This is a genomic window from Streptomyces sp. NBC_01006 (genome assembly GCF_045162725.1).
Lineage (GTDB): Bacteria > Actinomycetota > Actinomycetes > Streptomycetales > Streptomycetaceae > Streptomyces.
The window spans coordinates 1,058,903-1,069,701 of record NZ_CP108700.1 but is presented as its reverse complement, the minus strand read 5'-3'; the positions used below and the strand labels follow the sequence as shown (position 1 = coordinate 1,069,701).

Genomic DNA, 10,799 nt, shown 5'->3' with positions numbered 1-10,799 from the left:
GCGCAGGCTCGGCCGGGGAAGACCCCCCTCACATCGGCCACCACCGTGGCCCCCGCCCGGGAGCGACCATGACCTCTGCCCCGACGCCGTCCGCCCGGCCGCGCGAACAGCGCCTGCGCCGGTACCTGATGTGCCGCCCCTCCCACTTCGAGGTGGTGTACGCGATCAACCCCTGGATGGACCCGGAGAAGCCGGTCGACGCCGACCTCGCCGTCCTCCAGTGGGAGCGGCTGCGCGAGCTGTACCGCGAACTCGGGCACACCGTCGAGCTGATCGACCCCGTGCCCGGCCTGCCCGACATGGTGTACGCGGCCAACGGGGCCACCGTCGTCGACGGCCGCGTCCTCGGCGCCCGGTTCCGCAACGCCGAGCGCATCGCCGAGGGCCCCGCGTACCTGGACTGGTTCCGCGAGAACGGGTTCACCGAGCTGCACGACCCCGAGTACGTCAACGAGGGCGAGGGCGACTTCCTGGTCACCGCCGGCCACGTCCTGGCCGGATACGGCTTCCGCAGCGACGAGCGCGGCCACCAGGAGGCGGAGGCGTTCTTCGGCCGGCCCGTCATCAGCCTGGAGCTGGTCGACCCGCGCTACTACCACCTCGACACGGCGCTCGCCGTGCTCGACGGGGACGAGATCATGTACCACCCGGAGGCCTTCGCCCCCGGCAGCCGCGCCCTCCTGGAGACGCTCTTCCCCGACGCGCTGCTCGTGTCCGCGCAGGACGCCGCGGTATTCGGGCTGAACGCCGTCAGTGACGGGCTGCACGTGGTGCTTCCCGAGGCCGCCGAGGGTCTTGCCGGGCAGCTGCGCGAGCGCGGCTTCCGCCCCATCGGCATGGACCTGTCCGAACTGCTCAAGGGTGGCGGCAGCGTCAAGTGCTGCACCCTTGAGATCCGGCCCTGACCCACGTCGAAACCGCTGCTGCCGCAGCCCCTTTGGCAGGGCTGCGGCAGAGCTGCTGCGCGGGTGGATACGGGTCAGTGGAACAGCATCGAGGCGTCGCCGGCCGCCGTCGTGACCGAGCCGGGGCACAGGAAGCTGCCCGAGGTCTTGGTCGCGGTGAAGGCCTGGTTGACGTACTTGCGGGTGGCTCCGTCCCGGTTCCACGTGATGTTCGTGGCCTTGTAGCGGCAGGAGATGAAGCTCTGCTTGCCCGTGATGTCGATCGCGTCCGTCTTGGCGAGGCCGGCGGCGTCGTCGAAGGTGAACGCGGGGTTGTTGTTGAGGGAGGCGGTGATGCCGCCGTTGCAGCCGAGGTTGCCGCCGGGCGTGTTGATGGTGGTGCGGTCGACGGTCAGCGCGCTCGGGGGGTTGGCGCTGGTGTGTGCGTTGGTCCACGTACAGGTGCTGCCGGCGACGACGATGACGCCGTCGAGCCGCTGATCCGCGGTGGGGCCCAGGGCCGTCGCCGACGTCGCTGCGCCGACGATCACCACTGCTGCCAGTACGGTCGCGCCCGGCCATGTCGAGATCTTCATGCTGTCGCTCCTCTTCGCCACGTCCTCGTGGGGTGTGAAGCGGGGCCTTGGGGGGCCTCGCCGGCGTGCGCCCGGCCCGACGGTGGCGGTTCCGTACCGGCCGGGGGAGAGAGCTTTCGAGACACGCCAGGGAACGTCCCACAGGGACCTTGAAATGTCAGGCCCATGTCAAGCGATTGGCTGGAGTTCGCCCTGGACGCGGGTCGATGAAAGGTGCGCGAGCGCGTGGGCGGCTTTTTCTTCTCCTGCGGACGGTATGGAACGGATGGATTCCCGTTGCTGTCTAGTCCTGTGCGCCCGTAAAGGCGGCGCCGCCGGACCGCAGGTCCGTGCCGACCCGGCCAGCGCAGAGAGTTCCCTGATCCGTGAGTCTCACCAGCAGCACGCTCCTGACCCTCGTCGTACTGGCCACGGTGCTGGCCTTCGCCGCCGCGGTGTGGCTCTGGCCACGCCTCGGCCGCCGGGGCGGGTGGCCGGCGCTCGGGCGGGTCGGCGTCGTCCTGACGCTCCAGGTGCTGCTGCTCGCCTCCGTCGGCCTCACCGCCAACCGGACCTTCCTGCTCTACGGATCCTGGGCGGACCTCGCAGGGAAGCAGGGGTCGATGCCCTCCATGGGCCAGGACGCGCCCGGAGCCTCGGCGGTGCGCGTCCTCGGCCGGCAGCCGACGGACGTACCCGGCGGCGGAACACCCCACATCGGCGGTGAGATCGAGAAGGTCACGGTGCGCGGCGAGGGGTCCAAGGCCGTCGTCCAGGCGTACGTGTACCTGCCGCCCGAGTACTTCCAGAAGGGGAACGAGAACAGGAAGTTCCCCACCACCGTGGTGCTCACCGGATTCCCCGGGATGGCCGAGAACCTGCTCAAGGGGCTGGACTACCCGAAGACGGCGTGGAGGCTCGCCAAGCAGAAGAAGATGCCGCCGATGATCCTGGTGATGATGCAGCCCTCGGTGATACCGACCCGCAACAGCCAGTGCGTCGACGTGCCGGGCGGCCCGCTCAGCGAGACCTTCTTCGGTACGGACCTGCGCAAGGCGGTCTCCGGCGCCTACCGCGTCGGCACCTCGCCCTCGAACTGGGCCATGATGGGGGACTCCACCGGGGGGTACTGCGCGCTGAAAATCGCGCTGGAGCACCCGGAGAACTACGCGGCCGGAGTGGGCCTGTCGACCGACTACAAGCCGGAGCTGGACCAGGACTCCGGTGACCTCTTCCACGGGAACACCGCCGAAGAGAAACGATCCGACCTGCTGTGGAGCCTGGACAACCTGCCGCAGGGCAAGTCCTCCTTCCTGGTGGCGACCTCGGAGCAGGGCGAGCCGAACCACAAGGACACGCAGAAGTTCATCGCGAAGGTGAAGGCCCCGGCACGGGTCTCGTCGATCACGCTCGACAGCGGCGGCCACGGCTTCAACACATGGCGGCGGGAGATCCCGCCCGCACTGGAATGGCTCGGCGGCCGCATCTCCGCCGAATGAGCCGCTCTCACCCGACCGGACCAGCCCGCGGCCCCGCGGATGCGGCGCCGGGCGTCCGGGCGGAGGCTGGGGCCATGCACCACGCGCCGATCCTCGTCCATCCGATCGCCGCGGCCGGCGGCCGCCGCGTCTCCCTGCGCGCCGAGGGCCGGGACAACGTCCTCGGCCTGGCCTTCAACGACGCCGACGTGATCGAGTTCCTGCGCCGGGCCGGCGTACCCGACCCCGACGACGTGGTCCTCGGCGACTCGGAGCTCGTCGAATGGCAGGGCGGGGAACCGCACACCTACGAGGCGGAGCCCTCGGACACCGACATCCCGTGACTTCGTCCCCCGAACCCCCGCGCCCGGGCGACCGGGAAGGCACCATGGGGAGCGGTGGCTGACCCAAGCCGTCCGTTCGGGAGAAGAAGGGGAGACGGCATGCTGAAGGCCTTCACCGACCTGTCCACGCCGCTCGTGGCCGATGCCTGCGTCCGCGGCGGCGTCCCGCTGCGCGTGGCACCGCCCGGCATCCGCACGGTGCTGCCCGGCCACCGGGTCGCGGGGCGCGCGCTGCCGGTGCGCCACTACGGCAGCGTCGACGTGTTCCTGGAGGCCTACGGATCCGCCGAGCCCGGCGACGTCCTGGTCATCGACAACGGCGGCCGGACGGACGAGGCCTGCATCGGCGACCTCACCGCACTGGAGGCCGAGACCGCCGGCCTGTCGGGCCTCGTGGTGTGGGGGCTGCACCGCGACACGCCCGAGCTGGCCGAGATCGGCCTGCCCGTCTTCAGCTACGGGAGCCACCCGCCCGGGCCGGTGCGGCTGGACGAACGCGAGCCCGAGGCGCTGGTCACCGCCCGGTTCGGGCCGCATCTCGTCGGCGGCTGGGACTTCGTCTTCGGCGACGCCGACGGGGTGCTGTTCGTGCCCGCGGACCGCGTCGAGGAGGTGCTGGACACCGCGCTCGCGATCCGCGAGACCGAGCGCGAACAGGCCCGCCGGATCCGTTCGGGCGAGACCCTGCGCAGCCAGACGGCCTTCGCCGACTACCTGGTCCTGCGCGAGGCCGACCCCTCGTACACCTTCCGCCGGCACCTGCGCCGGATGGGCGGCGCCATCGAGGAGTGACGGCGCCCCCGTACGGAAGGCGGGCGAGGACCGGTCACCCGGCGGCGGGTCCTCGTGCGGGCGGCCGGATCACCGCCGCGCCGCCGGGCACGCGGTGTCCTGCGCCGGGAGGGCGCCGTCCAGCAGATAGCCCTCGACGTAGGCGTCGACGCACGCGTCGCCGTTCTGGAACTGGCCGTGGTCGCCGCCCTCCACGGTGACCAGCCGCGACCCGGCCAGCCCCCGGTGGGCGCGCACGGCGGCCTCGTAGTACGTCGCCGGGTCGTTCTTCGAGTTGAGCATCAGCACCGGCGGCAGCCCCTCACCGGTGACCTTGATGCGCGGTGCCTTGGAGTGCGGCCAGTTCGCGCAGATCGCCGCGTACGTCAACTCCCGTGCCCCGGCCAGCGGATGGGTGCGCGTGGCCTCGGCGCTCTCCTTCACCCAGTACCGGCTGTCGCGCGTCCACGGGGTGTCGCCGCAGGTGACCGAGGTGAAGTCGGCGACGAACTCCGCGCCCATGAGGTGCTTGAGCTTCGCGGCGACCGCCTTCCGCGTCTGCGCCGGAGCCTGCTCCGGATGCTCCAGGAATCCCAGGAGCGAGGCGAGATCCGCGAACTGGCCTGCGTTGTAGAGGGCGTTCGTGGCCGCCGCGTCGAGGTGGTTGGGCGTGATGACCGTCCCCTCGACGTCCAGCGGCCGGTCGTGCAGGGCCGCCCGCAGCCGCTCGTACGAGGCCTTGGCCTCCTCGGGGGTGCGCCCCTGGTGGTACGTGGCGTCGTTGGCCGCCAGCCACGGCAGGAAGTCCTGCTCGAAGCGCCGCTGGAAGCTCATCGGCTGCCCGGTCATGAAGGACTGCCAGTCCCCGGTGAAGTCGATGTTGCTGTCGAGGACGACCCGCTCCACGCGGCGGGGGAACTCGGTCGCGTAGTACGCACCGAGGAAGCTGGCGTACGAGGGCCCGTAGTACGAGATCTGCTCCGCGCCGAGCAACTCCCGGTACAGGTCCATGTCGTGGACGGCCTGATCGGTGGTGATGTACGGCAGCAGCCCGCCCGAGTTGCGCTCGCAGTCCCGTACGAACTCCCGCGCGCGGTCGAAGGTCCGCCGGACGGCGGTCGCCGAGCGGTCGCGCAGATCGGCGCCGCCGAACATGGCGTCGACCTTGTCCTGGTCCGAGCAGACGACCCTGGTACTCGCCCCCACGCCCCGCTGGTCGAAGCTGACGATGTCGTACGCGGCCGCCAGCTTCGGGCTGTACGAGGCGAGCCGGGCCGGCCGGGGGAGCCCCGAGGCTCCGGGGCCGCCGGCCGCCATCATGAGCACGCCCCGGCGCTTCGCCGGATCCGCCGCGCGGTGCCGGGAGAGCGCGATCGTGAGGTCCGGTCCGGAGTCCGGGTGGTACCAGTCCCGTGGCACGGACATCGAGGCGCACTCCAGCGAACCGCCCTCACAGGGCTGCCAGTCGAGCTGCTGCTGCCGGTATCGGCCGGGCACCGGCGGTGTCGCGCCGGCCGCTGCCGAAGGGGCTGCGGGGCCTGCGAGGCCTGCGGGGCCTGCGAGGCTCGCGGGCCCTGCGGCGCTCGCCACGCCGGCGGGCAGGGCCGCTGCGGCGAGCACCGTGCAGGCGGCGGCCGCGAGCCAACGTCCGGGCTTCTTGAACACGTGCATGTCTGAACTCCCCCTGGGATCCGGCTGGTCCCCGTGATCGTCCCGCGCCGGCCCCCGCGCGCTCGATACCCCTGCCACCCGCATCCGGGGTGGCACCAGTGCCACCACGCGGCGGTGCGACGGCTTTGCCAAGGGGCGGGGAGTCCGTAGCAGAACCGATACTTCAGGCCTCTGTGACGTGCATCGCACGCAGCGCTACATTGCCCACGCCCCGCGGCTGCGGGGAGGTGCGCGCCGTGCGGCCGGGGGAGGGGCATCGACGATGGGCTCTGGAGTCTTCGCGAAGCTGGGGAGCGCGATCACCGTCAAAACGGCCGCCGTGGCCGCCGCGGGCGCCCTGGTGGTGTCGGGCGCGGTGGGGGCCGGCGTCTGGGCGCTGGGCGGCGGCCCGCACCTGGCGGTCGTCCAGCGCAGCGTCTCCGTACCGGTCGCGGCGGGCGGGGAGCAGTCCGCGGTCGCCGCCTGCCTGCCCCATGAGAAGGCGCTCGGCGGCGGGTACGCCGTCACCGGTACGGGCTTCGCCACGAGCAGCCTCTTCGCGGGTGATGCCTGGCTGGTGGCCGCGTACAACCCCGACGCGGCGCCCGCCACCCTCACCTCGTACGCGCTGTGCGTCAACGCGAAACCCGAGTTCCGGGGCGGCGTCACATGGTCGGAGCAGGCGCACGCCTTCCACGACCGGGGCAACAAGATGACCAGCGCCAGCGGCGGCGGGACGATCCACGACCTCACGACCGACGGGCCGTTCGTGGATGCGGCCAAGCACGCCTCCGCCTCGCCCTCCTGCCCCGGCGACTTCACCTCGCTGGGCACCGAATTCCGGTCGGGCCGCAGCGTGGCGGGCCGCGCGGTCGCGCCGGTCCCGCTCGACAGCCTGACCACGAAGTCGGTGTTCTCCGGCGCCGCCAAGGCGGTGCCCTCCGTCACGCTCAACCCGGGCAGCCGGCTGAGCAGCGGCACGTTCCCTATCCGCTCGTCCGAGTTCATCACGCACCAGACCCGGATCGAGGACCCGCAGCCACCGGAGGCGAACTACGCGGTCACCGTCCGCCCGATCTGCGTCCGGCTGAACAGCGTGTCCGTGGCCACCGTCAAGGTGGCGGTGAGCGCGGGCGGCAGCGCGGACGTCGCCGTGTCCTGTCCCAAGGGGAAGCTGGTGGTCGGCGGCGGCTTCGAGTTCCCCGCGGCCAACGAGACGGGCACCTCGGAGGCACCGACGCGCTTCTTCGGCGACGGCTGGCTGTATGCCCCGGCCGACGCGCCGGCGGCCGGTGAGCCCTCGGGCCACAAGGTGACGGCCTGGCACGTCACCGGCAGGAACCAGCAGAAGGCCGGTCTCGACTACTACAACTCGGTCTGGGTCGAGCACAGCGACCGGGAGACGCTCACCGGAAGCGGCTACTTCGACACGCACCGGCGCGGCCCGGACGACCAGGAGCTGCACGTCTCGCCGGTGCCGGACAGCCAGGAGCTGGTCGCCGGCGCGGTCTGCGCCACGATCGACGCCAAGGCCACCGAGCCCGCGAAGGCACCCTCGCCGCCCGCCGTCACCAAGCCGGAGCTGCCGCACGCACTCGACCCGGCGCCGGGTCCGACGGACGGCACGGGCTCCGCGCCGCCCTCCGCCTCGCCCTCCGCCCCGGCGTCCGGTGCTTCGCCCACGACGAGCCCGTCCGCCTCGCCCGGTACGTCTGCGACACCCGGCAGCCCCAACGGTCCCGGGACCCCGACCAGGGGCGGCCCGAGCCGGCCGGGCACTCCGTCGCAGAGCGGTTCGCCGACCCGGCAGCAGCCGCAGGCGCCGGCGGTCACCATCCAGCAGCCGTCCGGCGGCGGCCAACTTCGGCGCGGCTGCGAGGAGTCGTTCGCCGCGACGGCCCGGACCCGTCCGGGCGACCAGCCCCTCACGGACCCGCAGTACACGAGCTGGCGGATCAACGGGCCGAACGGGCCGGTGACGCTGGGCGCGGGCGCGGCCGGCCGCTTCCTGGTCCCCCTGCTGCCCGACGGGACGTACAAACTGGTGTTCACGGCCACCGATCCGGCGTCCGGACTCAGCGGGAGTACGGAGACCTCCGTCAGGATCGTCGGCTGCCTGCGCTGAGGACCGACGAAGAGGATCATGATGGGGCGCCGGCCCGCCGGGCCCGCCCCGCCACCGAGTCCAGGAGGTACGTGTGTCTGCCGCGTCGAGCACCGCGTCGTCGAACGCAGCGTCGCCGAACACAGCGTCGTCGAGTTACGCACCCGGGGTCTTCGAAGTACCGCTGCTGGGCGACACGATCGGCGAGAACCTGGACCGCACCGTCCGCCGGTTCCCTGACCGCGACGCCCTCGTCGACCTCGCCGCCGGGCGCCGGTGGACCTACGCGGAGCTCGCCGCCGACGTCGACGCCCTCGCGCTGGGCCTGCTGGACCTGGGCATCGCCAAGGGGGACCGGGTCGGCATCTGGGCCCCCAACCGCGCCGAGTGGACGCTGGTGCAGTACGCCACCGCCAAGATCGGGGCGATCCTCGTCACCGTCAACCCGGCGTACCGCTCGCACGAGGTGGAGTACGTACTGCGCCAGGCCGGGATCCGGCTGCTCGTCGCGGCGGAGCGCTTCAAGTCCTCCGACTACGCCGGGATGATCGAAGAGGTGGGGCCGCGCTGCCCGGACCTGGAGTTCACCGTCCTGCTGGAGGGGCCGGAGTGGACCTCCCTCCTGGAGCGGGGCCGCCGTGGTGATCCGGCCGACCTCGTCCGCGCGGCGGCGGAGCTGAGCCCGGACGACCCCGTCAACATCCAGTACACCTCGGGGACCACGGGCTTCCCCAAGGGGGCGACCCTCTCGCACCACAACATCCTCAACAACGGTTTCTTCGTCGGCGAGTTGTGCCACTACACCGAGCAGGACCGGGTCTGCATCCCGGTGCCCTTCTACCACTGCTTCGGCATGGTGATGGGCAACCTCGCCTGTACCAGCCACGGCGCGGCGATGGTCATCCCCGCGCCGGCGTTCGACCCGGCGGCCACCCTCGCCGCGGTCGAGGCCGAGTCGTGCACCTCCCTGTACGGGGTCCCCACGATGTTCATCGCCGAGCTCGCCGCGCCCGGCTTCGACACGTACGACCTGTCCAGCCTGCGTACGGGCATCATGGCGGGCTCGCCCTGCCCGGTCGAGGTGATGAAGGAGGTCATCGACCGGATGGGCATGCGCGAGGTGTCCATCTGCTACGGGATGACGGAGACCTCGCCGGTGTCCACGCAGACCCGCGCCGACGATTCGGTCGAGCGCAGGGTGTCCACGGTGGGCCGCGTCGGACCGCACCTGGAGGTCAAGGTGGTCGATCCGCAGTCGGGGCGGACCGTGCCGCGCGGGGAGCCGGGGGAGCTGTGCACCCGCGGCTACTCGGTGATGCTCGGCTACTGGGGCGAGCCGGAGCGCACCGCCGAGGCCGTCGACGCCGCGCGCTGGATGCACACCGGGGACCTGGCGGTGATGGACGAGGACGGCTACCTGAGCATCACCGGCCGCATCAAGGACATGGTCATCCGGGGCGGGGAGAACGTGTACCCGCGGGAGATCGAGGAGTTCCTCCACGGCCATCCGGACGTCCTGGACGTGCAGGTCATCGGCGTCCCCGACACCAAGTACGGCGAGGAGCTGATGGCGTGGGTGCGGATGCGCGAGGGCGCGCCGCCGCTGACCGAGGAGGCCGTCCGCGCGTACTGCGACGGACGGCTGGCCCACTTCAAGATCCCGCGGTACGTGCACGTCGTGGAGGCGTTCCCGATGACCGTGACCGGCAAGGTCCGCAAGGTCGAGATGCGCGCGACGGCGGCCCGCCTGCTGGGGCTCTCCTCGTAGCGGCGGTGCCGCCGACCCGGGCGGTTCGGTTACGGGCGGGTCAGTTACGGGGGGACAGCTCGGCCATGGCGCTCCAGCCCTGGCCGGGCACCTCGACGTGGATGATCTCCGGCGTGCCGGCGATGGCGCCGGCGAGGGTCTCCATACCGGCCTTGAAGTGGTCGGACGCCACGTGCGCGGCGCCCGCCTCGGCGTCGGTGAAGGCTTCCAGGAGCGTGTACTTGGTGGGGTCGTCGACGCTGCGTGACCAGTCGTAGAAGAGGTTGCCGGGCTCGTTGCGGGTGGCCCGGGTGAAGTCGTCGACGAGCGTGAGCCAGTTGTCGCTGTGCTCCGGACGGACGTCGAACCTGACGGCGATGAAGATCATGCCGACCAGCCTGGCACCCCGCCGGGCCCCGCGCATCCCCATCACGCCGTATTTCCGGCAGCGTCGGAAAACCGCGCGCCGGGCGCCCTCAGGCGCAGTCCGCCGCCGCTTGCCCGAGCGCGGTGCGGATCTCCCGCGGGCGCCGCCGGAACTCCTCGGTCGGCAGCGACACCGACAAGGCGTGCACCGCGTCGCCGTCGTGGTCCCGGCCGCGCGGCAGGGCGACGGCCAGGCAGGTGTACGCGGGATCGGCCTCGCCGATCGACACGGCGAAGCCCTGCCCGCGCACCCGGGACAGCTCCGCCTCCAGCAGCTCGGCGCTGGTGATGGTGGCCCCGGTCAGGCGGGCCATTCCGTGCTCGGCCAGATACCGCCGCCGCAGCGGCCGGGGCAGCTCGGCGAGCAGCGCCTTGCCGTGTGCGGTGGCGTGCGCCCGGGTCTCCCGGCCCGGCGCGAACGGATTCGCCGCGTCCGTGACCGGGGCGGTGGTGTCGACCACCGTGATCAGGCCGCCCCGGTAGGCGGTGTAGTAGGCCTCGGCGCCGGTGGTCCGGCGCAGCCGGGTCAGCAGGTCGGCCATGCGCGGCGCGGGCTCCAGATGGCGCAGCAGGCTCCGGTGCAGCCCGGGGATCCGCGGTCCCAGCACGTACCCCTGCGCGGTGCGGACGAGGTACCCGCGTGCGGTGAGCGGGGCCAGCAGGTGGTAGGCGGTGGACAGCGAACACTCCATCCGGCGGGCCAGGGCCTTGGCGCCGACCGGTCCGGGCGCGTCGGCGACGGCGTCGAGGATCGCGAGCGAGCGGTCGACGGACTGCGGACCGGTGGGCGGCATGGCGGGGGTCCTCCCGGGGTGGTGAC

The 10,799-nt window shown here is 72.2% G+C and carries 10 protein-coding genes; 6 read left to right on the top strand and 4 right to left on the bottom strand.

All coding sequences use genetic code 11. The features are described from left to right. Window positions 1–68 precede the first annotated feature (68 nt). On the top strand, window positions 69–905 hold the full coding sequence (ddaH, locus tag OG509_RS04815) for a dimethylargininase (RefSeq protein WP_406180391.1): 837 nt from the start codon (window positions 69–71) through the stop codon (window positions 903–905). Between the two features lie 74 nt (window positions 906–979). Here the strand turns inward: ddaH and OG509_RS04810 are convergent, their stop codons facing one another. Then, window positions 980–1,480 (bottom strand): hypothetical protein, encoded by a 501-nt coding sequence (locus tag OG509_RS04810; protein WP_406180389.1) that lies wholly within the window; start codon window positions 1,478–1,480, stop codon window positions 980–982. A 365-nt stretch (window positions 1,481–1,845) separates the two neighbouring features. Between OG509_RS04810 and OG509_RS04805 the strand changes: the two genes are divergently transcribed. From OG509_RS04805 to OG509_RS04795, 3 genes are all read left to right on the top strand, one after another. Continuing rightward, entirely contained in the window at window positions 1,846–2,958 is a 1,113-nt protein-coding gene (locus OG509_RS04805) for an alpha/beta hydrolase (RefSeq protein WP_406180388.1), read from the top strand. A gap of 74 nt (window positions 2,959–3,032) precedes the next feature. After that, a complete protein-coding gene (locus OG509_RS04800) occupies window positions 3,033–3,281 on the top strand; it encodes a hypothetical protein (RefSeq protein ID WP_406180386.1) in 249 nt (82 codons plus the stop codon). Between the two features lie 99 nt (window positions 3,282–3,380). Then, entirely contained in the window at window positions 3,381–4,073 is a 693-nt protein-coding gene (locus OG509_RS04795) for an RraA family protein (RefSeq protein ID WP_406180384.1), read from the top strand. 69 nt (window positions 4,074–4,142) lie between these two features. Here OG509_RS04795 and OG509_RS04790 read toward each other — a convergent pair whose 3' ends face one another. Beyond that, a complete protein-coding gene (locus tag OG509_RS04790) occupies window positions 4,143–5,723 on the bottom strand; it encodes an alpha/beta hydrolase (RefSeq protein WP_406180382.1) in 1,581 nt (526 codons plus the stop codon). 262 nt (window positions 5,724–5,985) lie between these two features. Between OG509_RS04790 and OG509_RS04785 the strand changes: the two genes are divergently transcribed. Next, window positions 5,986–7,827, top strand: coding sequence for a hypothetical protein (locus OG509_RS04785; RefSeq protein ID WP_406180380.1), 1,842 nt, complete (start codon window positions 5,986–5,988; stop codon window positions 7,825–7,827). 73 nt (window positions 7,828–7,900) lie between these two features. Then, the gene (locus tag OG509_RS04780; protein ID WP_406180378.1) at window positions 7,901–9,574 is read left to right on the top strand and encodes an AMP-binding protein; all 1,674 of its coding nucleotides are present in this window, start codon (window positions 7,901–7,903) and stop codon (window positions 9,572–9,574) included. Between the two features lie 40 nt (window positions 9,575–9,614). On the opposite strand, the gene OG509_RS04775 is transcribed toward OG509_RS04780, so the two are convergent. Both OG509_RS04775 and OG509_RS04770 read right to left on the bottom strand, forming a co-directional pair. Further along, window positions 9,615–9,941: a putative quinol monooxygenase gene (locus tag OG509_RS04775; protein WP_054221754.1), complete on the bottom strand. Its 327-nt coding sequence runs from the start codon at window positions 9,939–9,941 to the stop codon at window positions 9,615–9,617. An 88-nt stretch (window positions 9,942–10,029) separates the two neighbouring features. Further along, entirely contained in the window at window positions 10,030–10,773 is a 744-nt protein-coding gene (locus OG509_RS04770; RefSeq protein ID WP_406180377.1) for an IclR family transcriptional regulator, read from the bottom strand. Between the last annotated feature and the right edge of the window lie 26 nt (window positions 10,774–10,799).